A 25,500-nucleotide genomic window follows, 5' to 3' on the forward strand; every position below is an offset into this window, starting at 1 on the left:
CCGGGTTCGCGCTGGCGCGCGCCCCGGAATGACCTTGCCTTCTCACCTCCCCCTGAAAGGGGGAGGTCGGCACGTTCGGCTATGCCGAGCGGGCCGGGTGGGGGTCAAACTAGCAGTCCGACTCGCGGCTTGACCCCCACCCTGCCCTCCCCCTTTCAGGGGGAGGGTTCACAATCCGCCTTTTCGCCGCGACCACATCATCACCTGACGCGATCACAACCCCATCTGCCGGCTCGCGAGGTCCTTCATGATCTCCTCGGTGCCGCCGCCGATGGCGTTGACCTTGACCTCGCGGTAGATACGCTCGACCTTGACGCCGCGCATGAAGCCGGCGCCGCCGAAGATCTGCACCGCCTCGGAGGCGCAATGCGCCATGGTCTGGGTCGCCTGATTCTTCATCATGCAGATCTCGGCGACCGGGCTTTCGCCCTGGCCGAGCCGCCATGCCAGCATTTCCAGCATCGCCTGCGAGACCGCGACCTTCTGTGCCATGTCGACGATCTTGTGCCTGATCACCTGGTGCTGCGCGATCGGCTTGCCGAACGTCTTGCGCTCCTTGGCATAGGCGACCGCCTCGTCGAGGCAGACGCGCGCATAGGCGGTGCAGCTCGCCGCCATGCCCATGCGCTCGCTGTTGAAGTTCTGCATGATGATCTTGAAGCCCTGCCCTTCCTCGCCGATCAGGTTCTCGACCGGCACGCGGCATTCGTCGAAGTGAAGCGTCGCGGTATCCGACGCCCACCAGCCCATCTTCTTCAGCTTGGTGCGGGACAGACCGGGCGTATTGCCTTCGATCAACAGCAGGCTGACGCCGCCGGGACCTTCGCCGCCGGTGCGCACCGCGACCGTCAGATAGTCGGCGCGCATGCCCGAGGTGATGAAGGTCTTCTCGCCGGAGACGACGTAGTGATCGCCGTCGCGCCGCGCCCTGGTGCGCAGGTTCGCGACATCGGAGCCGCCGCTCGGCTCGGTGATCGCGAGCGCGGAGATCTTCTTGCCGGCGAGCACCTCCGGCAGCACCCGCGCCTTGACCTCGGGTCGCGCGGCACGGGCGATCGGCGGCGAACCGATGGTGTGGCTCATCAGGCTCGAGGAGACGCCGCCGGCGCCGGCACGCGCCAGCTCCTGCGAGGCCACGATTCTCATGAACTGGTCGGCGGCGATGCCGCCATATTCTTCCGGGAAGCCGAGGCCGAGTAGCCCGATCGCGGACGCCTTGGCATAGAGCTCGCGCGGAAACTCGCCGTCCTCGTCCCATTGATGGGCATAAGGCTCGATTTCCCTGGCAACAAAGCGCCGCATCACCTCGCGAAAGGCCTCATGCTCGCCGGTGTAGAACGGGTTTGCCATCCGCGTGCTCCGTTGATTCTTCCCTCCGACGATGTCCGGATTTCTCCCGGTTCACTTGCGTCGAGTGGCTGCCATCGGTGCCGACGCCCGGTCCGGCGATTTGCCAGCCACTAAACGCAAGACAGTATCCTTATACGCCCCCTCCACTGCCAATTCATGGCATCAATTGAGCCAGGAACAGGCGGCGCAAGACTGCCGTTCCGGAGGAGGGAAATTTGCCGGTTCGTTACTACGACTGGATCGCGCATCATCGCCGGCGCACGCCGGACAAGATGGCGCTTGTCGATCTCGCCAGCGGACGCCGCTTCAGCTATGCGGAGCTCGACGCCCGCGTGTCGCGGCTCGCGGCCTGGCTGCGCGATGGGCTCAAGGTTGCCAGCGGCGACCGCGTCGCGGTGCTGGCGCTGAACACGACGGATACGCTGGAGGTGCAGTTCGCCTGCTTCCGGATCGGCGCGATCTTTCTGCCGCTCAACACCCGCCTCACCGTTCCCGAGCTGCGCTACATCACCGGCGACGCCGCGCCGAAGGTGATGATCCATGACGACGACCTCGCCGAGACCGCGCTTGCGGTGGCAAAGCTCTGCAATGTCGCTGCGACCGTGAGGCTCGGCCCGGGCGGCGCCTATGAGACCGGCATTGCGGCAGCCGCGCCGCTCGAACGGTTCGAGGAGGTCATGCTCGATGACATCTCGACCATCATGTACACCTCGGGGACGACGGGCCAGCCCAAGGGCGCGATCATCACTCATGGGATGACGTTCTGGAATTGCGTCAATCTCGGCGGCCCCGCCTACATCTCGCCGGCCTCGGTGCTGCTCACGGTGCTGCCGCTGTTCCACACCGGCGGGCTGAATTGCTACACCAACCCGGTGCTGCATGCCGGCGGCACCGTGCTGATCATGCGCGCCTTCGATCCCGGCGAGGCGCTGAAGCTGATCGGCGATCCCTTGCAGGGCATCAACGTGTTCTTCGGCGTGCCCGCGATCTACCAGTTCATGGCGCAGCATCCTTCCTTCGCCACAGCGGATTTCAGCCGCCTCGTGATTGGCGGCGTCGGCGGCGCGCCGATGCCGGTGCCGCTGCTCAAGACCTGGGAGGCGCGCGGCGTCGCGCTGCAGCAGGGCTACGGCATGACCGAGACCTCGCCGGCGGTGATGGTGCTCGACCGCGAGGATGCCGCGCGCAAGGCCGGCTCCTCCGGCAAGCCGGTGCTGCACACCGAGGTCCGCATCGTGCGGCCCGACGGCAGCGACGCCGCGGTCGGCGAGCTCGGCGAACTCTGGGTCAAGGGCCCGAACATCACGCCGGGCTACTGGAACAGGCCGGACGCCAATGCCTCCTCCTTCACCGACGGCTGGCTGCACACCGGCGACGCCACGCGGATCGACGAGGAAGGCTTCTACTACATCGTCGACCGCTGGAAGGACATGTACATCTCGGGCGGCGAGAACGTCTATCCGGCCGAGGTCGAGAGCGTGCTGCATCAATTGGCGGCCGTCGCCGAAGCCGCCGTGATCGGCATCCCCGACGAGCAATGGGGCGAAGTCGGCATGGCGATCATTGCCGTGAAATCCGGCCATTCGCTGACCCCGGCCGAGGTCCACGCGCATTGCCAGGCCAATCTGGCGCGGTTCAAATGCCCGCGCCTGATCGAATTCATCGAGGTCCTGCCGCGAAACGCGACAGGCAAAATTCATAAGCCGACGCTCCGGCAACAATTCAGCCGGCCGAAGCCAACCGATACCGCGGGGTGAGCCAGACGCGCGCCGCGCGTTCCGGAATTCGCCGCGACAAGGATTGCCCCGCTGCCGTCTGCCGGGACCGGCTGCGGGTTCGTTGCGTAAGTCCCCAACCAAGATCAATCGAGGAAATTTCCTTTATGAGAACAACAACACTGTCGCTGCTGGCAACCGCCACGGCGCTCTGCCTGCTCTCCACCCAGGCCGCCTTTGCACAAAAGAAGTATGATACCGGCGCCTCCGACACCGAGATCAAGATCGGCAATGTCGAGGCCTATAGCGGTCCCGCCTCCGCCTACGGCGTCATCGGCAAGACCGAAGAAGCCTATTTCAAGATGATCAACGACCAGGGCGGCATCAACGGCCGCAAGATCAACTGGATCTCCTATGACGACGGCTACTCGCCGCCGAAGACCGTGGAGCAGATCCGCAAGCTGATCGAGAGCGACGAAGTGTTCCTGGTGTTCAACGCGCTGGGCACGCCGACCCAGACCGCGGTGCAGAAGTATCACAACGCCAAGAAGGTGCCGCAGCTGTTCCTCGCCACCGGCGCCAGCAAGTGGAACGATCCGAAGGATTTCCCGTGGACCATGGGTTTCCAGCCGAGCTATCGCGTCGAGGCGCGGATCTTCGGCAAGTACATCCTGAAGGCCAAGCCGGATGCCAAGGTCGCGATCTTCTATGCCAATGACGATTTCGGCAAGGATTACCTGGTCGGCCTGAAGGAGATCCTCGACAAGTCGAGCGTCAAGATCGTCGCCGAAGAGAGCTACGAGACCACCGAACCGTCGATCGACTCCCACATCGTCAAGCTGAAGGACACCGGCGCCGACGTGTTCGTCAACATCTCGACGCCGAAATTCGCGGCGCAGGCGATCAAGAAGATCGCCGAGCTCAACTGGAAGCCGATGCAGGTGATGACCGACGTCTCGATCTCGATCGGCGCGGTGATGAAGCCCGCCGGGCTTGAAGCTTCCGAAGGCGTGCTGTCGGCCGGCTACCTGAAGGACGCGTCCGATCCGCAATGGAAGAATGACGAGGGCATGAAGAAGTTCATGGCCTTCGCCGAGAAGTACATGCCGGGCTCCAACCTCGCCGACGCCAATCTGGTCTATGGCTACGCCGCGGCGCAGACCATGGTGCAGGTGCTGAAGCAGGCCGGCGACAACCTGACACGTGAGAACGTGATGAAGCAGGCCGCGAGCCTGAAGGATTTTGCGCCCGACACGCTGATCCCCGGCATCAGGATCAACACCAGCGCGACCGACTTCGCGCCGGTCGAGCAGCTCAAGATGATGCAGTTCAAGAACGGGCAGTGGGAGCTGTTCGGCGACATCATCAGCGCCGAGACCGGCGGCTAGCGTGACGCGCACCGCCACCAAACATCAGCCATCGCGAAGCCGCCCATCCGGGCGGCTTCGTTTGTTTTGCGAATCGCGGGTGAAGCCAAGCCGAGCGACGCGCAAGCTATCTCACCGTCACCCTGAGGAGCCGCGAAGCGGCGTCTCGAAGGGTCGACGGCCGGGCTCTCTCCCGAGTCGATGCATACGGGCCGTGCATCCTTCGAGGCTCGCCCAGCGGCGCAATCGCGCCGCAAGGCTCGCACCTCAGGATGACGGACCTAACTCTGCCGTTGTCATCCCGGCAAGAAAATCGCGAACGGCTCATCGATCGTTCGACGCAAATGCTCGCGATAGGCGGCGTAGTTCGCGTCATCCGCCGACACCCGGCCGAGGCTGGGCTTGGGCACGTTCTTCACCGGCAGGAACGCGATCGGCGCGGCGACCGGCGTCAGCAGCGAGCCGCGGCCGGCGAGCAGCGTCGTGATGATGCCGTACATCTCGCCGGAATTGCGCGGGCGCGACACCGTGATCACGCGATGCTGGCCGTGCCTGTTGGTCACGAGGTAGACGAAGCCGGATTCATTGGGCACCGCGACTTCGCCGTACTGCGTATAGTCGGCGTCCTGCCGCTCGCCCTCGCGAAAGCCGAGCGACGACGACGCTTCGTCCCAGGTGATCTCCGTCCGATAGGCATAGAGCGCGCCCTGCTCGCCGAACGACGGCCGCACCGTGATGTAGGTCCCTTCGATGCGCGCCACCGCGCGGCGCGAATAGGACCCGAGGCTGTCGGGTGCGATCCCGCCATTGGCGGGTGCGGCCACCGTGATCGTCTCCGGCAGCTTGCGCAAGGACACACCCAGCGCCTGCTCCAGCCGCACGGTGGTCGCAAGCGTGAACGGGCGGCGGCCGCCGAGCACCTTCTCCAGGGTCGAGAGGCTGAGCTTGGCCTGCTCGGCCAGCGTCTGCCGCGAGATGCGGCGGCGCGCGATTTCCTCGCGGATGGTCTCCGCTACCTGCTGGCTCTGCTCGGCGGATAGCTGCTTGTCAGGCGTCGGCATCAAGATTCCTGCCCGGTTCCCCTTGATTCCGCGCAGTCTAGCAGACCGGACAATCCATCACCAAACCGCACAAATCCGCCTCAGCCGGCGGCGGGCCGCGCCGGACGGCGGCCAATCATTGCCGATCATTCTGCTCGCGCCAAAACCGCCGTTCTCCATGATCGCGAGGCAGCGAAAGCCTCGCTCGGGAGTGACGAAAATGACGATTTACGATGCATGTGAGAGCAGCCCGGAGATCCGCCTGTCGCGCAGGATGCGCATTGCGCTGTTCTTTCTGGTGGAAGGTGTGGCCGCGCTGGTGATCGGCTTTGCGGCCTTGTTCGTGAGTTTCGATCCGGTGTGGTCGGCCGAACTGCCGCGACAGGCGGTGCTGCGTCCATCAGATGCGCGCTCCGGCTCGCTGCTGTTCAAGACCGATGACGGCTATCGGGATGCGCTGAGGCTCGGCATTGACGTCGACCTCACCGTGTCGGGTCCGACGGTCCGCGCCCGCGTCACGCAGATCTTCCGCAACCCGACCAAGGACTGGGTGGAGGCGACCTATGTCTATCCGCTGCCGGCGGGCGGCGCGGTCGACACGCTGAAGATGGTGGTCGGCGACCACGTCGTGGTCGGCGACATCAAGGAGCGGCAGCGGGCTCGCGCCATCTATGAGCAGGCCAAGCAGAATGGCCAAAAGGCCGCGCTCACCGAACAGGAGCGGCCCAACATCTTCACCAATTCCGTTGCCAATATCGGCCCCGGCGAAACCGTGCTGGTGCAGATCGAATATCAGGAGCCGGTGCAGCAGAACGGCAGCGAGTTCTCGCTGCGGGTGCCGATGGTGGTCGGCCCGCGCTACAATCCGCGCCCGGTGGTGCAAAGCGTCGATCTCCGCGCCGACGGCAACGGCTGGGGCGCCACGTCAACCGATCCCGTGCCGGACCGCGACCGCATCTCCCCCGAAGTGCTCGACCCTGCCACAAATGCGCCGGTCAATCCGACCAACATCACGGTGCATCTGAACGCCGGCTTCGCGCTCGGCGAGGTGACGAGCCATTTCCACCAGGTCAGGATCGAGAGCCCCGACAGCACCACGCGGCTCGTCAAGCTCGCCGAAGGCCCGGTGCCGGCCGATCGTGATTTCGAGCTCACCTGGAAGCCGGCCGCCGAGAAGGCGCCGTCGGTCGGGCTATTCCGCGAGCATGTCGGCAATTCCGACTATCTGCTCGCTTTCGTCACCCCGCCGTCGGTCGAGCAGGCGCAACAGAAGCCGTTGCCGCGCGAAGTGATCTTCGTGATCGACAATTCCGGTTCGATGGGTGGCACCTCGATCATCCAGGCCAAAGCGAGCCTGACTTACGCGATCGGTCGCTTGCAGCCGACCGATCGCTTCAACGTGATCCGGTTCGACGACACCATGGACACGCTGTATCCGGCACCGGTCGCGGCAAACAACGCCAATGTCGGCAACGCGACGGCGTTCGTCAGCGCGCTGCAGGCCCGCGGCGGCACCGAGATGGTGCCGGCGATGCGCGCAGCGCTGTCCGACACCAACCATGACGACGCCAACTACGTCCGTCAGGTCGTGTTCCTGACCGACGGCGCCATCGGCAACGAGCAGCAATTGTTCGAGACCATCAGCGCGCTGCGCGGCCGCTCGCGGGTGTTCATGGTCGGCATCGGCTCGGCGCCGAACACCTATCTGATGACGCGCGCCGCCGAACTCGGCCGCGGCACCTTCACCCATATCGGCTCGGTCGAGCAGGTCGACGAGCGCATGCGCGGCCTGTTCGCCAAGCTGGAAAATCCCGCGGTGACTAGCCTCTCCGCGAAATTCTCCGAGGCGACGGCCGACCTGACACCGTCGGCACTGCCCGACGTCTATCGCGACGAGCCGCTGGTGCTGGCCGCCAAGCTCGACAAGCTGGCCGGCTCGGTCGAGATCAAGGGCCGTATCGGCGATCGCCCGTGGAGCGTGACGCTGCCGCTCGCGAATGCCGCTGAGGGCAAGGGCCTGTCGAAACTGTGGGCCCGGCGCAAGATCGCCGATGCCGAAGTGGCGCGCACCACGCGGCAGCAGAACCCCGAGGACGCCGACAAGACCATCCTCGCGCTGGCGCTGGAGCATCAGCTCGTCACGCGGCTGACCAGCCTTGTCGCGGTCGACAAGACGCCGAGCCGCCCGGAAGGCGAGCCGCTGAAGTTGAGCGAACTCCCGCTCAACCTGCCCGCCGGCTGGGATTTCGCGAAGCTGTTCGGCGAGCGTCCGAGTCTGCCGGCCGTCCCGGGCGAGCGGCGCGCCGGCGACGGCAACCTGCAGCTCGCTGCGCTGAAGCGGTCACCGGTCGCCACGCAAGGTCCCGGCACGATCCAGCTGCCGAAGACCGCGACCGATGCGGAGCTGAAGATGATCGCGGGCGTGATCCTGCTCACGGTGAGCATTCTCCTCCTGGTGTTCAACCGGCGTCAGACGTCGCCCCAATGACGTCGGATGAAAGGAGGAGGTGCCCCCCAACCTCCTCCTTCAAGAGCGCGCGCGGCGTTCCCACCCGTCCCCCAGGGGCCGCGCGCGCAACTTTTTTTCCAACCCGCAATGTCATTCCGGGGCGACGCGCAGCATCGAACTATGGTGCGCGCTTGCGCGCCTGAGAATCTCGAGATTCCGGGTCTGGTCCTTCGGACCATCCCGGAATGACAGCAACAGGCGCAACAATGCCCCGCTTCATCCCATCCCTCGCCTTCGCCCTCATCGGCCTGATCCTGTTCGGCCAGGGCGCCTATATCCACGCCAAGGCGCTGCTCGCACAGGTGCTGCTGGAGCGCGCCTTCACACAAAGCATCGCGACCGGCCAGCCGGTGAGGCCGTGGAGCTGGGCCGATACCTGGCCAGTGGCGCGGATCGAGGTGAAGCGTCTGCACGCCTCCGCGATCGTGCTTGCCGGCAGCAGCGGCCAGGCGCTGGCGTTCGGCCCCGGCCATGTCGAACAGACAGTCGATGCCGGCGAGCGGGGCGTCGCGGTCTATTCCGCTCACCGCGACACGCATTTTCGCTTTCTGAGGGATGTCACAATCGGTGACGAGATCGACGTCACGCGAAGCGACGGCAAGACGTTTCGCTATCGGGCCGATCGCAGTTCGGTGGTCCGCTTCGATCAATCGGGGATCGATCCGCTCACCGACCGTCGTGAACTGGTGCTGTCGACCTGCTGGCCGTTCGATGCGCTGACATCGGGGCCCGAGCGTTATCTGTTGCACGCGACTTTGGTCGAAACGGATTCGCGCCCGCGCGGATCGGGTTCCTGATACGCAATCAATTTTGCGCCTGCCGGGATATTGCGCGCGGTGCCCTGACCTGCGCCGGCATGAGTTGCTACCCCCTTTCCCTCGCCATAAAAACAATGAAAAATCGCGCGCCTCACGGTGATCCGCCGTGGCCAGAGGAAACAAAGACAACAAGGATAAGGGCAGGCTCCATGGAAGCTTTCGCAAGCACCGCGTCTCATGTGTCCCACGAATGGGCGCCGCCCGCTGACGCCAGTGATATCGTCAAGAGCATCCACGCGATGCTGCATCCGCGCAACATCGTGCTGGTCGGTGCCACCGACAAGCCCGGCAATTACGCCGAACGGATCTGGAACAATCTGGTCAAATACGGATATGCCGGCGGCCTCTATCCGATCAACGCCAAGCGCGAAGCGATCTGGGGCGTAACCTGCTACAAGGACTTCGCTAGCCTTCCCGAAAAACCCGACCATGTGCTGGTGCTGGTGCCGGCCCGGTTTGCCGTGCAGGTGATCCGCGATGCGGCCGCGGCCGGCGCACGCTCGGCGACCATCGTCACCTCGGGCTTCAGCGAGCTGCAGGATGAGGAAAGCCAGCGGCTTGCGGTCGAGCTGAAGCAGGCGATCAAGGAGACCGGGCTTGCGGTCACCGGTCCGAATTGCCTCGGCAATCTCAGCGCCGGCGAGAACCTGTTCACCAATATCGACGACCGCATCGTCACCATGGAGCAGGGCGCGGTGGCGATCGCCGGCCAATCCGGCGCGATCGTGATGGCGATCCGCCAGGCGCTGGAGGATCGTGGGGTCGGCGTCGGCTACATGGTCACGACTGGCAATGAATCCGGCCTCGAGACCCCGGACCTGATGAGCTATTTCGCCGCCGATCCGAGCATCCGTGTCATCGTGGTCTATCTCGAAGGCGTCAGGAACACGAAGGTATTCCGCGATGCCTGCAAGGCCGCGCGCGCCGCCGGCAAGCCGGTGATCGCGCTCAAGCTCGGCGCCTCCGAAGGCGGCCGCGCGGCGGCGATGGCGCATACCGGCGCGCTCGCCGGCTCGATCGAGACCTTCGATGCGATCTCGACCCGCGAAGGCGTGATCCGGGTGCGTGGGCTGGATGAACTGATCGAAACCACCGAGTGCTTCGTGCATGCCGATCCGCCGAAGGGCAATCGCCTCGCGGCGGTGTCGCTGTCGGGCGGCAAGCGCGGCCTCCTGATCGACGCGTTCTATTCCGCCGGGCTGAACTTCGCGCCGCTGAGCCCGAACGCATCGGAGCAGCTGGCGAAGATGCTCGGCCCCGGCAGCATTGTCGGCAATCCGCTCGACGCTGGCTTTGCCGCGGTGGTCGATCCCTCCGTCTACATGAAGTCGATCAAGATCATGATCGACGATCCCGACACCGATATCGTCATCATCGATGCCGAGCTGCCGAAGGCGCCGCACGAGCTGCGCGAGCGCAATCTGCGCATCGTCAACGAGATGGCGGGCCGGGCCAACAAGCCGGTGATCTATATCAGCGCGATGTCGATCGGCTTCACCGAATTTACCAAGGGGCTGCGCAAATCGCTGCCCGATATCGCGGTCATGCAGGGCCTCGACCGCGCGGTCGGCGCGATCAAATCGCTGATCGAATATGCCGGCCTGCGCAAGGAGGTGCCCGATATCGCGTCGAGCTCGAAGGCATCGGCGCGCGCGGTGCTGGAGAAGACGCTGAAGGCCGCCAACGGCGCCGCCGCGCTCGACGAGGTCGCCTCGAAGAAGCTGCTCAAGGCCTACGGCATCCCGATCTCAAAGGAAGAGGTTGCGCAGACCGCGGCCGAGGCCGTGAAGATCGCCAAGCAGATCGGCTTCCCGGTGGTCGCCAAGGTGGTCAGCCCCGACATCCTGCACAAATCCGATATCGGCGGCGTGGTGCTGAATCTCGCCAATGCGGCCGAGGTGAAGAAAGCCTTCAACGACATCACCGCGCGAGTGAAGAAGCTGAAGGGCAAGCCGAAACTCGAGGGCATCCTGATCGCGCAACAGGTCAAGGCCGACCTCGAGCTCGTGGTCGGCGCCTCGCTCGACGCCGAGATGGGCCCCGTCGCGCTGTTCGGCACCGGCGGCGTCGATATCGAGCTGATGAAGGACGTCGCGCTCGCCGGCGCGCCGCTCGACGCCGCCGAGGCGAAGGAGCTGATCGCCAGGACCAAGGCCGGGGTCAAGATGAAGGGCTATCGCGGCAAGCCCGCGCTGCACGAGCCGTCGGCAGTGAAGGCGCTGGTCGGGCTCTCCAACCTGATGGCCGACGCCAATGGCCGCATTGCCTCGATCGACGTCAACCCGTTCCTGATCAACAGCAAGCTCGGCGTCGCCGTCGACGGCCTGATCGTGCTGAACAACGCCGCCGCGAACAAGGCCGCGGGGCATTAGGGTTCGATACTCGCTTTTTCCTTCCCCGTCATCCTGAGGTGCGAGCGGAGCGAGCCTCGAAGGATGCACGGCCCGGCTGGTGGCCGTCGATCCTTCGAGACGCCGCTTCGCGGCTCCTCCAGCGACAAAGGCGAAGCCTTTGCGCGGGGATGACGGAACTCTGAGCCCGTCAGCGCTTCGACCGCCACCGCGCGCTAGAGCTTTTCCCGTTCCGATGGAATCGGAACGGGGCTCTAGAGCATTTTCCACATGATGTGGATCATCTGGTGTATCCAGCATGCCTAAAGTAGTTGGCACACATCTGCGGCGCAAACGACTTGACGAGTTTGCCGATGAGTTTGAGCAGGGCTTGGACCGTGCGGGTGGCGCCTTTGCGCAGCGCAGCTTTCAACCGGGAGAAGGCCTGTTCGATCGGATTGAGGTCGGGCGAGTAGGCCGGCAGATAACGCACGCGGGCGCCGACAGCCTCGATCGCCTCGCGGACACCGGCGATCTTGTGAGTGCGCAAGTTGTCCATGAAGACGATGTCGCCCTTGCGCAAGGTCGGCGCCAGGACTTGCTCGACATAAGCCAGGAACGAGGGCCCATCCATTGCACCGTCGATGACATAGGGCGCCGTGAGGCCATCGATGCGCAGCGCGGCGACAAGCGTCAGCGTCTTCCAGTGACCATGGGGCACGCCAGAGACGAGGCGCTCACCGCGAGGAGAGCGCCCATAGTGCCGGACCATCTCGTCGTGACCGCAGTCTCGTCGATAAAGATGAGGCGCGGTGCACGCAGCTTGGGCTGCTCGGCTTTCAGCGCGGCACGCTCGGCAGCGACGTCAGGTCGATCCTGCTCGGCGGCGTGCAGTGTTTTTTTTGAAGGTGATGCTGTGACGGTCGAAGAAACGCCAGATCGAACCGATGCCGGCCTTTTGCTTTCTCTGAGAGCGCAGACGCGCGCGGATCTCCTCGAGCGTCAGGTCCGGCTCCGCGGCGATCAGCTCGATCAGCCACTGCTTGTGCTGCTCCAACGGCGAGCGGCTGTGCCCGGTGCCGGGCTTGGCCTCAACGTTTCCGGTCTTCCTCCAACGATCCATCCATCGGATCGTAGTCGAAGCGCCGAGATTGAGAATGCGCGCAGCCTCACGTGCGCTTTCGCCGGACTCAACAAGCTCAACCGCACGCACCCTGAGGTCCTTGGAGTATCCCTTCGCCATCGCATGCCCCGCATGTTGTCGCGGGCAACACCGAATCTGATTTGCGTGCCCGTGGGAATCCCCTTTGACTGTTCCGATTCACCTCAACTGGAAACCGCTCTAGATTCTTGTTTTGACGCGTTTTCTTCACGCGAACCGGTATCCACTTCGCTCGAAAACGCTCTAAAAGCTCGCGCCCCATTGCCGCGCGGTCTGCATCACCCAGTCGCGATAGAGTGTCAGCGGCGTCACGCCGGTGATGCCGCCGCAGCCGGCGGCGCCGTTCGGTCCCGTCGACCAACTCACCACGCCGACGATTGCGGGACCGCCCTGCTTGTCCTCGAACACCGGCGCGCCGGAATCGCCGGTGCAGGCCCCGAGCCCGTCGCGCACGCCCTGCCCGACCGGATCGACGAGACGGATCTGCAACGTGCCGGGCTTGCCGCTCGCGATCAGGCCGGCGACGCGGGTGGCGCCGCCGCTCTTGCCGTCACCACGCACGGTGACGCCGACGCCCGCGATGGTGAAGCGGCCGCCGACCTGGATCGGAATGTTTGGCATGCCGAGCGCGGCCGGCGCCTTGCCTGCGGCCGGCGCCGCGAGCTGCAGCAGCGCGACATCGGCGGTCGCGACATGATTGGTCATCGCCTGCATCCGAAAGCCGGGATGGATCGCAACCGTCCTGACGTCCTGTAGCTTCGGCTGCCTGTCCGCGCCATATTCGACAATCTTGTAATCGGCACCGGGCTGCACGCAATGCGCCGCGGTCAGCACGACCTTCGGCGCGATCAGCGCACCGGTGCAGAAATTGCCGCGCGAGCCAACGATCGTGACGACGGAGCGCGCAACGCCATCCGTCGACGGCGCGCCGCCGCCGACGATGGCGAAAGCCGGAGGGCAGACCAGCGACACGAGAACGGCGAGGATCAGGCGGGATGTCTTCATCGGCGAAGCAATAGCCCGCTCCGCGCGGGTCGCCAAGCACCGAACGAGCATCGAACAAGCGCCGGATCGGGCTGGTCCCGGTCTGCGATCCGTGTTAGCCGCTCCTCAAGCAACGCATCATTGGGCAGGAAAGCATGATCGAGGCAGTGATCTGGGATTTCGGCGGCGTGTTGACCACCTCGCCGTTCGAGGCGTTCGCGCGCTATGAGACCGAGCGCGGCCTGCCGATCGACATCATCCGCCGCACCAACGCCGCCAATCATCTCGAGAACGCCTGGGCCAAGTTCGAGCGCGCCGAGATCGATATCGACGCGTTCGACGCGCTGTTCGCCACGGAATCGAAGGCGCTCGGCGCCGAGGTGCGCGGCAAGGACGTGCTGCCGCTGCTCTCGGGCGACCTGCGCCCCGAGATGGTCGAGGCGCTGAAGCGCATCAAGGCGAAATTCAAGACCGGCTGCATCACCAACAACCTGCCGGCGAACGCGATCGGCAGCCGCGGCGGACGCACGCTCTACGTCGCCGAGGTGATGGCGCTGTTCGATCACGTCATCGAGTCCGCGAAGATCGGCCTGCGCAAGCCCGACCCACGGATCTACCAGATGATGGTGGAGACGCTGCAGGTGAACCCGAAGAACTGCGTCTATCTCGACGATCTCGGCGTCAATTTGAAGCCGGCGCGCGAGATGGGCATGACCACGATCAAGGTCGCGAATGCCGCGCAGGCGATCGGCGAGCTTGAAGCCGCGACCGGCCTCACGCTGAGGTGAAGCGGGCTACGCGCCTGTTCATGCCGCATTCACGCGGCGGCTTCTAATTGTCGGCCTCCCCTCGGGTCACGGCGCGATCGCATCGTGACCCCTTTCCTGCTCTGAGCATGACGTTCCGGAAAACCGACGTCCACTTCTCCGGATCATGCCTCGCGGAGGCACTTCCCATGAAACGTCTTGTCGTCGCCCTTGTCTCCGCTGGTTCGCTGCTGATCCCGGTCGCAGCGCTCGCGCAGACAAACACCAGCCCCCACAACAGCGCCGGTGGCAGCTCCCGCGCAACAGAGCGCGTCGACGGCGGCGCCCGTGCCCGGCGCGAAGCGCGCGGCCTGCCAGAGCGCGGCGAAGGCGCTGAAGGGTCAGGAGCGGCACGACCAGATGCAGCTCTGCATGGCGCAGGCGCGGCTCGACTGCCTGAAGCAGGCCATCGACCAAAAGATCACGGGCCCGCAGCGCAAGGATTTCGTGAAGAGCTGCGCGGGTTGACGGTAGCCGGGCTACGAGATTCTTCTCCTTCCCCCTGAAAGGGGGAAGGTCGGGATGGGGGTCAGCCGCAGACGCCGGCGTTGATGGAGAGAGTAGATCCCCACCCGCTTTGCTCTGGCGAGCAAAGCGACCTCCTCTTTTCAAGGGGAGGTTCGAACTACACGCTAACAAGCGTAGCCCGTATTGCGTTTGGCGGAAATACCCGGAACCATGCGCTATGCGGGCCAAACGAGCCTTGTGCTTTGTCCGCAACGGGCGCAGAACAGGTCCGAGTTCAAGGCAAATTCGGAGCTGATCCTCGTGGCTGACACCAGGCCCACCGCCTCGATCGAGGCCGTGGAAAGCGGCCTCGCCGCGCAAGGCTATATTGCGAGCCGGCAGATCGCGACCGCGGTCTATCTGTCGCAGCAGATCGAGAAGCCGATCCTGGTCGAGGGCCCTGCCGGCGTCGGCAAGACCGAGCTGGCGAAGGCGATCGCCGCATGGCGCGGCATGAAGATGATCCGCCTGCAATGCTATGAGGGCCTCGACGAGGCCAAGGCGCTGTATGAGTGGAAATACGCCAAGCAGCTGCTCTACACCCAGATCCTGAAGGACAAGCTCGGCGAGGTGCTCGGCGGCGCGCAGTCGCTGGCGGCTGCGCTCGACCAGCTCCACACCTTCGGCGATGTGTTCTTCTCCAAGGAGTTCGTCGAGCCGCGGCCGCTGTTGCAGGCGCTGGAGCAGCCGGCCGGCTGCGTGCTCCTGATCGACGAGATCGACAAGTCGGATGCCGAATTCGAATCGCTGCTGCTGGAAATCCTCTCGGACTTCCAGGTCACGATCCCCGAGCTCGGGACCGTCTCCGCAGTGGCGCCGCCGACCGTGATCCTGACCTCGAACAGCGAGCGCGATCTTGGCGATGCCTTGAAGCGGCGTTGTCTGCATCTGCACATTGGCTTCCCCGAACAGAAGCTGGAGGAGCGCATCGTCGAGAGCCGGGTGCCCGGCATCTCGCAGACGCTGCGCAAGCAGATGGTCGGCTTCATCCACGAGATCCGCTCGCTCGACCTGAAGAAGCTGCCCTCGGTCAGCGAGGCGATCGACTGGGCGCGCGTGCTGGTGCTGCTGCAGGCCAGCGAGCTCGACCACGAGATCGTCAAGGACACGCTCAACGTGCTCCTGAAATACGAGGCCGATATCGAGGCCGCGACACCGCAGATTTCGTCCTTCATCGCCAAGGCGTCGCGCCAGGGCGTGTTCAGCTAAACCAAGATGCGCGAGAACCTGCATCGCTTCTTTCGTGCGGCGCGGGGAGCCGGGGTCCGGGTCTCGCCCGCCGAAAGCATCGATGCGATGCGGGCGGTCGCCCAGGTCGGCTTTGCCGATCGCGACATCCTGCGCGACACCTTCCTGCTGACGCTGGCCAAGACCCAGGACGAGAAGCGCGCGCTCGGCGAATGCTTCGACCTGTTCTTCAGCCAGCCCGAGCCGCAGCAGGAGAACGCCGAGCAGAGCAAGACCGACGACGGCAGCGAATCCGGTGCCAACCCATCGGCCGACGAGCATGGCGATGCGTCGGGCGGCGCCGCCAGCGAGAACGTCGGGCCGCTGGCGCAGATGCTGCTGTCGCAGGATCGCTCCGCGATATCGAGCGCGATCGCCAACGCCTCCGGCGCCGCCTCGCTGCCGGATATCCGCTACTTCACCCAGCGCGGCATCTTCCAGACCCGCATCCTCGATGCGATGGGGATCCAGCGCCTGCGCGACGACATCGACGACCAGACCACGCGCAATCCCGCGCTCGCCGAACGGCTGCAGGAGGCGCTCAACGGCTTGCGCGGCACCGTTCGCGATGCGGTCTCGCAGGCCCTGCTGCTCTACGGGCGCGAGGAAGCGGAGAATCTGCGCAACGAGATCCTGCGCAACGCGCCGCTGGCGCGGATCGAGCCGCGGCAGGTCGAGCAGATGCGCGCGCTGATCCGCCAGATCGCGCGCCGGCTGCGCGAGCGCTATTCCAAGCCGCGCAAGCGCCAGCGCCGCGGTCATCTCGACGTCCGCCGCACGCTACGCCGCAACGCAGCCTGGGGCGGCGTCCCCTTCCTCACAGCGTGGAAGCGCAAGCATCGCGACCGGCCGAAGATCGTCGCGCTATGCGACGTCTCGGGCTCGGTCGCCCGCGTCTCGGACTTCTTCCTGCTCCTGATCCACAGCCTGCACGAAGTGGTGGACGACGTCCGCTCGTTCGCCTTCTCGGGCCACCTGATCGAGGTCAGCGACATCCTGGAATCGAAATCGCCGGAAGAGGCGATGAAGGAGATCATGTCCAAGGTCGGCTTCGGCTCATCCGATTATGGCAATTCCTTCGCCGATTTCGAGGACAATTGGATGAGCGCGATCACGCCGCAGACCACGGTGATCGTGCTCGGCGACGCCCGCAGCAACAACCTCGATCCGCGCGCCGACATCCTGCGCCGGATCGGCGAGCGCTCCAAACGGCTGGTCTGGCTCAATCCCGAGGGCCGCATGGTCTGGGGTTTTGGCGATTCCGAGATGCCGCGCTACGCGACCTTCTGCAGCGTGTTGCGGCAGTGCGCGACCGCGCAGCAGCTCGAGCGTGCCGTGTCGGATATCGTCGCGACCTATCAATAGGCCGCCCGCCGCACTTAGATGGCAAGCGACTCGCCGTGGAACAGCCACCCGACGAACGCAGCCAATGTCAGAGCGATCGAGGCGAAGATGCCGACCAGCTTGATCGTCGTGATCGCCTTCAGGATCGAGACAGACCGCGCCGCCGCATGCGGGTCGCCGTGCAGCAGCAGCCATACCAGGAGACAATCCTCGATCAGGTCGCTGAGCAGGTACACCGCCGGCACGACCAGGCCGAGCCACGCAGCGGACGGGTAGATCCGGCTGAGCCAGTGCGATGACGCCGCCCCCATCGCACCCGCCAGCGCCAGCATGACGATCAGGTCGAGCGGAAACAGGATCGGAAAGACATATTTCATCCGCAGATCGGACTGCACCAGCTCGCCGAGCTGGTCGCCGGTGTAGCTCAGCGTCTTCTCCGGAAAGCGGGTGCGGAACCTGCTTGCGAACACGCGATCGGAATAGCTGCCGACCCACCAGAACAGCCCGAACGCCACCACCACAAGTCCCAAGAGAATGGCCGTCACGAGAGCTTGAGGGCTCATGCCGACCTGTTCCTGTTGCTGCTGAGGAAGCTGCGGGAAGCCGCAGGAAAGATGATCGCGTGCACCGCGGAGTCCCTGAAAGGGAGAAAATGTCGACGCATATAGCAATGATCGACGAGCAGATTTCCATCTTTTCCGAAGTGTTGCAATTGAATTTTGAGAGCGCCATTGGCGGCTGGCCCAAAGCATCGCGAACGCAATTGGGTCTCTCACGGACACTCCGTCACGGCCGGGCATCGGCGAGCTGAAGCGATGCCGTCCTTGGCGCAGCTTTGGCCGGCTGTGGCGAGATTGAATTCGAAAGCCAACGGCAGGCAACGCCGGCGCGCATCGCGCTTCGCTACCCGGCACCACCGGCGGTCACGCCGCCGCCACAGAACCGTCTTCAATTGGAGATTGAATTTTCACCGCATTCTGCCGTACATAGAGGCTGCGAATTTTCACGGCGGCCGCGAGGGCAACGGATGCCGAAGGATATTGTGATTTGCTGCGACGGCACCGGCAACGAGATCGGTGACAATATTTCCAACGTGCTGAAGCTGTTCCGCGTCGCCGACAAGAATGACCGGCAGCGAATCTACTATCATCCCGGCCTCGGCACCATCGGCCTGCAAAACGCCTGGGGCCGCTTCAAGCAGCAGATGCGCGGCTTGTTCGGGCTGGCCTTCGGCGCCGGTCTCGACCAGGACACGCTCGGCGCCTACCTGTTCCTGTGCCGAACCTGGGAGCCCGGTGACCGGGTCTGGATGTTCGGCTTCAGCCGCGGTGCCTACACGGTGCGCGTGCTCGCGGCCTTCGTCCATGTGATGGGCCTGCTGCCCGTCGACCAGCTCGACCTCGCGAGCTACGCCTTCGGCACCTACAAGAAAGCCAGCTCCGACGCCCAGAAGTCCGACGGCTCGTTCGACTATGCTCCGTTGAAGGAGGCCTGGCATTTCAGCCAGATTGCCGGCGGCCGCAACATCGATATCGAGTTCGTCGGGGTCTGGGACACCGTGGCCTCGATCATCGTGCCGCGACAGGACAATTTCCTGTTCGACTTGCAGACGCTGCTGTTCACCCGCACCAATTCCAGCGTCAAACGGTTCCGCCAGGCGATCTCGATCGACGAGCGCAGGCGCATGTTCCGACTCAATCGCTGGATCGAGCCGCAGAAATTTCGCTCGGATCCATTCGATCCGGCAACGGAGTTGGAGCAGGACATCCGCCAGGTCTGGTTTGCCGGCGTGCACTCCGACGTCGGCGGCGGCTATCCGGAAGACCAGAGCGGGCCGTCGAAGTTTCCGCTGATCTGGATGCTCGAGCAGGCCAAGGCAGCCGGGCTGCACATGGATCAGGCGCTGATCGATCATCTCGCCTGGGGGATGCCGTTGCCGCCGCACAAGCACGAATATGTGCCGCCGAGCGCGACCGCTCCGCTGCACAATTCGCTGACCGCCGCCTGGGAAATCCTGGAATGGATTCCGAAGAGCGACAAATGGAAGGAATGGTCGGAGCGGAAATCCTTCCTCGGCTTCTATCTGCCGCGCGGCGAGCCGCGGCCGATTGCGGACGGCGCGACCATCCATGCCTCGGTGTTGGAGCGCATGGAGAAGGATCCGGCCTACAAGCCGATCAATATGCCGATGACCTACAACGTCGAGCCGATGACGCCGCCCCCGGCTCCCCCCGCTGCAACGGCTTGACCGCATTACGCGTCGATCGCGTCCTTGATCCGTTTGCGGCTGAGCGGCAGCTCGCGCAGCCGCTTGCCGGTTGCATGCGCGATGGCATTGGCGAGCGAGGCGGCGGCCGGGCCCTGCCCGGTCTCGCCGCTGCCGAGGAACGGCTGGCCGGGGCGGTTGATGATGTGGACGGCGATACTGTCGGGCACCGCATTGAAGCGCAGGATCGGGTAGGTCTGCCAGTCGATGCTGGTGATCCTTGTCTCGTCGAAGGTGACGCTTTCATAGAGCGTCCAGCTGGTCGACTGCACGATCGCGCCCTCGATCTGGTTGGTGATGCCGTCCGGATTGACGACCTGGCCGGCGTCGACGGCGGCGACCGCGCGCACCAGCCGGGCCCGCCCGGTTTCGCGATCGACCTCGACCTCGGATGCAATGGCGCAATAGGCGGCGAGATTCTTGTAGCGCGCGAAAGCGAAGCCGTAGCCGCGATTTCGCGGCGGCTGCTGTCCGCGCGTCCAGCCGAATTCCTCCGCGGCCTTCTCGACCACCGCGCGGCCCCGCTGATCGTCGAGATGCCTGAGCCGAAACTCGACCGGATCGGCGCCGGCGAGAGCGGCCAGTTCATCCATGAAGCTCTCGGTCGAGAACACGTTGTGATAGGCGCCGAGCGCGCGCATCGCGGAGATCCGCAGCGGCATCGCGGGGATGAAGTGATGCATCACATGCGCGTTCGGAAAATTGTAGATCGGAATCGCGTTGCGATCGCCGCCACCTTCCGGCAACGGCAACGGCTTTGGTGCGGGCACCGCGAATGATCGCGCCATGTGCTGGGCCGCAAGCAGCGCGCCGGCGCCGCCCGGCCGCATCGAATGGGTGTTGCTCCACACCGCGAAATTCCAGTCGGCGATCTTGCCGTCGGCCGTGAGTGACGCGCTCAATTTTGTCACCATCGCCGGACCATACGGCTCCCAGCCGTGCTCCTGCTCGCGCATCCACTGCACCCGAATTGGGCGCCCTGGCAGCACCCGGGCGATCAGCGCGGCGTCGGCCGCGGCATCGTCGGCGCCATTGTGGCCGTAACAGCCGGAGCCTTCGACATGGATCAGGCGGACGCTGGCGGGCGTCATGCCGAGCATCTCGGCGATCGCCTGCCGGTCGGGATAGACGCCCTGCGTGTGCGTCCACACCGTTATCGCGCCGTCGACGAATTGCGCGACCGCGCAGGACGGCCCGATCGAGCCGTGCGACTGGTAAGGCCGCGCATAGGTCGCTTCGAGCGACCGCGCGCCGCTCACCGTGGGATCGCTACGCTGCAAGATCGCGAAATCCTGAGAGGGCAGCGTGGTCAGCACGTTGGCCAGATCGTGTTGGTTCGGCAGTTTCGCGCTCTCCCGCCACTTCGCCGCGGCGGCCAGCGCGTGCATGGCCTTGACCGCCGAAAATTCCTTCTCCGCCACCACGGCCAGGAAGTTGCCGTCGCGCACGATTTGAATCACGCCGGGCATTTTCTCGATCGCGGCCGTGTCGCATTCCACGAGCTGCGCGCCGTAGCTCGGCGGGCGCACCACGCGCGCATGCACCATGCCGGGAAGCCGCATGTCCTGCACATAGGCGGCGCCGCCCGTGACCTTGGCCGGAATATCGACGCGTGGCACCGGCTGGCCCATCACCTTGAAGCTCGCCGGATCCTTCAGGCTCGATGTCGGTTGCGCCTGGACGTGCAACATGTCCGCGGCGACAAGCTCGCCATAGCCCAGACGCCGGCCATCGGGAGCGATGACGGCCGCATTCTCGGTTCGCAAGCCGTCGGGCGGCAAGCCGAAACGCTTTGCCGCCTCGGCCACCAGCAACATGCGCGCCTGCGCCGCGGCATGCAGGATCGCCGTGCCGCTGTCCTGCATCGAATGACTGCCGGACGTGTAGCCCTCGTTCGCCGTGAGTTTGGTGTCGGCGGTGATCACCTTCAGCGCATCGAAGGGAATATCGAGCTGCTCGGCCGCAATCTGCTGGAACGCGGTGCGGAATCCCTGGCCGAGTTCGGCCTTGCCCGTGAAGGCCGTGACCTGGCCATTGGCATCGATACGGATCCAGGAATCCAGATTGGGCGTTTTGGCCAGGCTGCCCGGCAACGCCGGGCCCTGCGCAGCCTTCTGCTCCTGCGCCACCGCATGGCGCAGCGAGAAGCTGACAATCAGCGCACCGCCGCCGGCCAGCACGCTGCGGCGATCGAGAATTACCGGCGCGGTCATCGGACGCTCCTGTCGCTTGCGGCGTCGGCCGTATCCATCAACCTGGCGGCGCGGTGCACCGCGCGCAGGATGCGCATATGGGTGCCGCAGCGGCAGAGATTGGGCTCCAGCTCGGCGCGGATCTGCGCATCCGATGGCTTCGGGTTGCGCATCAGCAGCGCCTGCGCGCGCATCATCATCCCGGCGATGCAGTAGCCACACTGCGCCGCCTGCTCCTCCATGAAGGCGCGCTGGATCGGCGCCGGCGCGGCCACGGTGCCGAGCCCTTCGAGCGTCGTCACCTGCTTGCCCTCGACCAGGACCAGCGGCGTGACGCAGGACAGCACCGCCTTGCCGTCGACGATCACCGTGCAGGAGCCACATTGCCCGAGCCCGCAGCCGAACTTGGCGGCATTGAGCGCCAGATCATTGCGCAGCACATAGAGCAACGGCGTATCCGGCTCCGCATCGACCTGATGATCCCTGCCATTGACCTTCAATGTCATCATGGCTTGCCTCGCTGTCTGGATTCCGCTGGCGTGTCGCGCGCCGCAAGCGACGTGGCCTGCACCGCCCGCGCATCGCGCACCGCCTTGTCGAGATTGGCCCACGCCGGCCGCTTGCCGAACCGTTCGCGCAGATAGGCCGTGAGCGCGACCATCTGCGTATCATCGATGCTGCTGGCGAAGCCCGGCATGATCGGGCTGCGCTCGCCTTCGACGGCGCCGACGCCCGACAGCACGATATTGAGGAGATTGCGCGGGTCGGGGCTTGCGATCGCCGTGCTGAGCGCGAGATTGACGCCGCCATAGGGCAGCGTCCGGCTACCCTCATGGCAGGAGCCGCACGCCGCGGCATAGATCGCCGCGCCGGCCGCATGGGTCTGTGCCGCATCATCGGAAGACGATTGTGCGACGACGTCGGCCGGCCGCTTGCGATCCGGCGCCGGCGTGCCCGAGATATCGGCCATGTACACGGCGATGGCCCGCACGTCGCTGTCGGGCACCGTCGCCAGATTGCCGACCACTTCAGCCATCGGCCCGCGCGCGGTGCCATGATCGGCCTGCCAGCCGTGGCGCAAATAGGCGTAGAGCGCGTCGGCGGTCCACCGCACCGGGGCGTGCGAGGTGTCGTTCAGCGCGTAGGCGTGCCAATTGTCGACCTCGCCGCCGGCGAACTGCGCATTCAGCCGCTCGGCGCCGAGCGCGTTGCGCGGCGTGTGGCAGGCGCCGCAATGCGCGAGCCCCTCCACCAGATAGGCGCCGCGGTTCCATTCCGCGCCCTTCGCCGAGTCCTGAGGGGCATCGCCGCTGCGCAGATACAGCAGCTTCCACCCTGCAATCAGCGGTCGATAGTTGAGCGGGAACGAAAGCTGATTCGCCGGCGGCGACGCGTGGACCGGCTGCCGCGTCATCAGGAACGCATACAGTGCCCGGTCGTCCGCATCCGAGACGTTGGTGAAATGGTCATAAGGAAAGGTCGGGTAGAGATGCTGGCCATCGCGCGCCACGCCCGAGCGCATCGCGCGGACGAACGCCTCCTCCGGCCAGCGCCCGATGCCGGTTTCGGCATCCGGCGTGATGTTGGATGAGAAGACGATGCCGAACGGCGTTGGAACCGGGAGCCCGCCGGCATAAGTCGCGCCGCCCTGCACGGTGTGGCAGGTGTTGCAATTGCCGATCGCGGCGAGTTCGCGGCCGCGTTTGACCACATCAGGGTCGAAGGTATCGGCCCGCGGCGGCGCAATCGCGGCAATCTGCGGCCGCCAGGCGACGGCAAAGGCTGCCGCCGCGCCCGCGACCAGCACGATCGCGGCAATGCCTGTGATGATCCGCAGCTGACCAGTCATGCTGAATTGAGTTTGTTGTTGGGACGTGTATTAACACCTTTCATTCCGGTATCGTTCGGCCAGAAGACCTCGATCACCGCCTGTTGACCTCAAGGAATCCTGGAAAATCCCAAAGGGATCGCGCAAGGGATCATGACCGCCCAGCCCGCCCTCGATCGCGCCTCCGCCCCGTCTCGCGATGCGCTGTCCGTGCTCAGTTCCGTGTTCGGCCTGTCGGGCTTCCGCGGCGCGCAGGAAAACATCATCCGTCACGTCACCGATGGCGGCAATTGCCTGGTGCTGATGCCGACCGGCGGCGGCAAGTCGCTGTGCTACCAATTGCCGTCGCTGCTGCGCGACGGCTGCGGCATCGTGGTATCACCTTTGATTGCGCTGATGCGCGACCAGGTCGCGGGCCTCACTGAAGCCGGCGTCAACGCCGCGGTGCTGAACTCGACGCTGTCCTATGAGGAAGCCTCCGAGGTCGAGCGGCGGCTGCTCGCCGGCGATCTCGACCTGCTCTATGTGGCGCCGGAGCGGCTGCTGACGCCGCGCTGCCTCAATCTGCTCGGCCAGGCGCAGATCGCGCTGTTTGCGATCGACGAGGCGCATTGCGTCTCGCAATGGGGCCATGACTTCCGCCCGGAATATATCGGCCTGTCCGCACTCGCCGAGCGCTTCCCCAAGGTGCCGCGCATCGCGCTGACCGCGACCGCGGACGCGCTGACCCGAAGGGAGATCGCCGAGCGGCTGCAGCTTACCGACGCGCCGCAATTCGTCGCGAGCTTCGACCGGCCCAATATCCGCTACGAGATCGTCGACAAGCAGAATGCGACCACGCAGCTGAAGAATTTCATCAAGGAGCGGCATGCCGGCGACGCCGGCGTGGTCTATTGCCTGTCCCGCGCCAAGGTCGAGGACGTCGCGGCGGCGCTCAGCGAGGCCGGCATTCCGGCACTGCCCTATCATGCCGGGCTCGATGCCGGCGTGCGCGCCCGGCACCAGGACCGCTTCCTCAACGAGGACGGGCTCGTGATCGTCGCCACGATCGCCTTCGGCATGGGGATCGACAAGCCCGATGTGCGCTTCGTCGCGCATCTCGATCTGCCGAAGAGCATCGAAGCCTACTACCAGGAGACCGGGCGTGCCGGCCGCGACGGCAAGCCGTCGGCGGCATGGATGGCCTACGGCCTGTCCGACATCGTGCAGCAGCGCCGCATGATCGATGAATCGACCGGCTCCGACGCCTTCAAGCGCGTCTCGGTCGGCAAGCTCGACGCGCTGGTTGCGCTGGCTGAAACGGTGCATTGCCGCCGGCAGCGCTTGCTCGGCTATTTCGGCGAGACCCGCGCGGAGGATAGCTGCGGCAATTGCGACAACTGCCTGACGCCGCCGCGCGTCCGCGACGGCAAGGTGCTTGCACAAAAGCTGCTGTCCTGCGTCTACCGCACCGGCCAACGTTTCGGCGCCATGCACCTGATCGACGTGCTGGTCGGGCGGCTGACCGAACGGGTCAAGCAGTTCAACCACGACCAGCTGTCGGTGTTCGGCATCGGCCGCGAGCTCAACGAGAAGCAATGGCGCGCGGTGCTGCGCCAGCTGGTGGCGATGGGCCATCTGCGCGCCGACAGCGATGCCTTCGGCGCGCTTGTTCTGACCGACAGCGCCCGCGGCGTGCTGAAGGGCGAGACCGCGGTGATGCTGCGTGAGCAGCCGGAGGGCGCGCGCAACCGCGCGGTCCGCGGCAAGTCGCGCCGCGGCGAGCTTGTGCCCGCGGCCGACAGCCCGGGTGGCGCCGCAAATCCCGCGTTGCATGCGGCGTTGCGCGCCTGGCGCTCGGATGTCGCGCGCCAGCGCGGCGTGCCGGCCTATGTCGTGCTGCACGATTCCACCATCGACGGCATCGCCGCGATGCGGCCGGACACGCTCAGCGAGCTGCGCAACATCGCAGGGATCGGCGACAAGAAGCTCGAGCACTACGGCGACGAGCTGATCCGGATCGTGAAGACGACAGGAGCGTGACCGGTCCTCTCTACGCCGAAGCGACGACAGTCG

At 65.3% G+C, this 25,500-nt stretch carries 18 protein-coding genes and 1 pseudogene; 11 read left to right on the forward strand and 8 right to left on the reverse strand.

The window, feature by feature from the left end; genetic code table 11:
* Positions 1–213: 213 nt before the first annotated feature.
* The gene (locus ACVMB1_RS31700; RefSeq protein WP_057021199.1) at positions 214–1,350 is read right to left on the reverse strand and encodes an acyl-CoA dehydrogenase family protein; all 1,137 of its coding nucleotides are present in this window, start codon (positions 1,348–1,350) and stop codon (positions 214–216) included.
* A 215-nt stretch (positions 1,351–1,565) separates the two neighbouring features.
* Here ACVMB1_RS31700 and ACVMB1_RS31705 point away from each other — a divergent pair, with 215 nt between their 5' ends.
* Complete coding sequence (locus ACVMB1_RS31705; RefSeq protein ID WP_057021198.1) at positions 1,566–3,107, forward strand: acyl-CoA synthetase; 1,542 nt, start codon at positions 1,566–1,568, stop codon at positions 3,105–3,107.
* Positions 3,108–3,232: 125 nt separating this feature from the next.
* On the forward strand, positions 3,233–4,453 hold the full coding sequence (locus tag ACVMB1_RS31710; RefSeq protein ID WP_076834863.1) for an ABC transporter substrate-binding protein: 1,221 nt from the start codon (positions 3,233–3,235) through the stop codon (positions 4,451–4,453).
* A 275-nt stretch (positions 4,454–4,728) separates the two neighbouring features.
* Here the strand turns inward: ACVMB1_RS31710 and ACVMB1_RS31715 are convergent, their stop codons facing one another.
* On the reverse strand, positions 4,729–5,493 hold the full coding sequence (locus ACVMB1_RS31715) for a helix-turn-helix domain-containing protein (protein WP_076834862.1): 765 nt from the start codon (positions 5,491–5,493) through the stop codon (positions 4,729–4,731).
* A gap of 253 nt (positions 5,494–5,746) precedes the next feature.
* Between ACVMB1_RS31715 and ACVMB1_RS31720 the strand changes: the two genes are divergently transcribed.
* The 3 genes from ACVMB1_RS31720 to ACVMB1_RS31730 all read left to right on the forward strand — a co-directional run bounded on the left by ACVMB1_RS31720 (position 5,747) and on the right by ACVMB1_RS31730 (position 11,171).
* A complete protein-coding gene (locus tag ACVMB1_RS31720) occupies positions 5,747–7,960 on the forward strand; it encodes a marine proteobacterial sortase target protein (RefSeq protein ID WP_371852198.1) in 2,214 nt (737 codons plus the stop codon).
* A 227-nt stretch (positions 7,961–8,187) separates the two neighbouring features.
* The gene (locus tag ACVMB1_RS31725; protein WP_076834860.1) at positions 8,188–8,778 is read left to right on the forward strand and encodes a class GN sortase; all 591 of its coding nucleotides are present in this window, start codon (positions 8,188–8,190) and stop codon (positions 8,776–8,778) included.
* A 170-nt stretch (positions 8,779–8,948) separates the two neighbouring features.
* On the forward strand, positions 8,949–11,171 hold the full coding sequence (locus ACVMB1_RS31730) for an acetate--CoA ligase family protein (protein ID WP_076834859.1): 2,223 nt from the start codon (positions 8,949–8,951) through the stop codon (positions 11,169–11,171).
* Positions 11,172–11,430: 259 nt separating this feature from the next.
* Here ACVMB1_RS31730 and ACVMB1_RS31735 read toward each other — a convergent pair.
* Together ACVMB1_RS31735 and ACVMB1_RS31740 are read right to left on the reverse strand one after the other, a co-directional pair.
* Positions 11,431–12,372 (reverse strand): annotated as a pseudogene (locus ACVMB1_RS31735) (IS630 family transposase).
* Between the two features lie 162 nt (positions 12,373–12,534).
* The gene (locus ACVMB1_RS31740) at positions 12,535–13,296 is read right to left on the reverse strand and encodes a S1 family peptidase (protein WP_057021193.1); all 762 of its coding nucleotides are present in this window, start codon (positions 13,294–13,296) and stop codon (positions 12,535–12,537) included.
* Positions 13,297–13,430: 134 nt separating this feature from the next.
* On the opposite strand from ACVMB1_RS31740, the gene ACVMB1_RS31745 reads away from it, so the two are divergent.
* The 4 genes from ACVMB1_RS31745 to ACVMB1_RS31760 all read left to right on the forward strand — a co-directional run bounded on the left by ACVMB1_RS31745 (position 13,431) and on the right by ACVMB1_RS31760 (position 17,180).
* The gene (locus tag ACVMB1_RS31745; protein WP_076834858.1) at positions 13,431–14,063 is read left to right on the forward strand and encodes an HAD-IA family hydrolase; all 633 of its coding nucleotides are present in this window, start codon (positions 13,431–13,433) and stop codon (positions 14,061–14,063) included.
* 306 nt (positions 14,064–14,369) lie between these two features.
* On the forward strand, positions 14,370–14,549 hold the full coding sequence (locus ACVMB1_RS31750; protein ID WP_307720420.1) for a hypothetical protein: 180 nt from the start codon (positions 14,370–14,372) through the stop codon (positions 14,547–14,549).
* Positions 14,550–14,849: 300 nt separating this feature from the next.
* Positions 14,850–15,797: an AAA family ATPase gene (locus tag ACVMB1_RS31755; RefSeq protein ID WP_021078095.1), complete on the forward strand. Its 948-nt coding sequence runs from the start codon at positions 14,850–14,852 to the stop codon at positions 15,795–15,797.
* A 6-nt stretch (positions 15,798–15,803) separates the two neighbouring features.
* Complete coding sequence (locus ACVMB1_RS31760; protein WP_057021191.1) at positions 15,804–17,180, forward strand: vWA domain-containing protein; 1,377 nt, start codon at positions 15,804–15,806, stop codon at positions 17,178–17,180.
* 14 nt (positions 17,181–17,194) lie between these two features.
* Here ACVMB1_RS31760 and ACVMB1_RS31765 read toward each other — a convergent pair whose 3' ends face one another.
* Positions 17,195–17,722 (reverse strand): hypothetical protein, encoded by a 528-nt coding sequence (locus tag ACVMB1_RS31765; RefSeq protein WP_210262845.1) that lies wholly within the window; start codon positions 17,720–17,722, stop codon positions 17,195–17,197.
* Between the two features lie 464 nt (positions 17,723–18,186).
* On the opposite strand from ACVMB1_RS31765, the gene ACVMB1_RS31770 reads away from it, so the two are divergent.
* Positions 18,187–19,407: a DUF2235 domain-containing protein gene (locus ACVMB1_RS31770; protein WP_076834856.1), complete on the forward strand. Its 1,221-nt coding sequence runs from the start codon at positions 18,187–18,189 to the stop codon at positions 19,405–19,407.
* Between the two features lie 5 nt (positions 19,408–19,412).
* On the opposite strand, the gene ACVMB1_RS31775 is transcribed toward ACVMB1_RS31770, so the two are convergent.
* From ACVMB1_RS31775 to ACVMB1_RS31785, 3 genes are read right to left on the reverse strand one after another with little or no spacing between them, the layout of a single operon-like run.
* A complete protein-coding gene (locus ACVMB1_RS31775; RefSeq protein ID WP_076834855.1) occupies positions 19,413–21,638 on the reverse strand; it encodes a xanthine dehydrogenase family protein molybdopterin-binding subunit in 2,226 nt (741 codons plus the stop codon).
* Positions 21,635–22,126, reverse strand: coding sequence for a (2Fe-2S)-binding protein (locus tag ACVMB1_RS31780; RefSeq protein WP_076834854.1), 492 nt, complete (start codon positions 22,124–22,126; stop codon positions 21,635–21,637). Before ACVMB1_RS31780 ends, ACVMB1_RS31775 begins: the two co-directional genes overlap by 4 nt.
* Positions 22,123–23,466 carry a cytochrome c gene (locus ACVMB1_RS31785; protein ID WP_076834853.1) on the reverse strand — a complete coding sequence of 448 codons (1,344 nt, stop codon included), beginning with the start codon at positions 23,464–23,466 and terminating at the stop codon, positions 22,123–22,125. The genes ACVMB1_RS31780 and ACVMB1_RS31785 overlap by 4 nt, the downstream gene beginning before the upstream one ends.
* 132 nt (positions 23,467–23,598) lie before the next feature.
* Here ACVMB1_RS31785 and recQ point away from each other — a divergent pair, with 132 nt between their 5' ends.
* Complete coding sequence (gene recQ, locus ACVMB1_RS31790; RefSeq protein WP_076834852.1) at positions 23,599–25,467, forward strand: DNA helicase RecQ; 1,869 nt, start codon at positions 23,599–23,601, stop codon at positions 25,465–25,467.
* The last annotated feature ends 33 nt before the right edge of the window (positions 25,468–25,500 follow it).

This window comes from Bradyrhizobium sp. USDA 4504, from assembly GCF_054063995.1.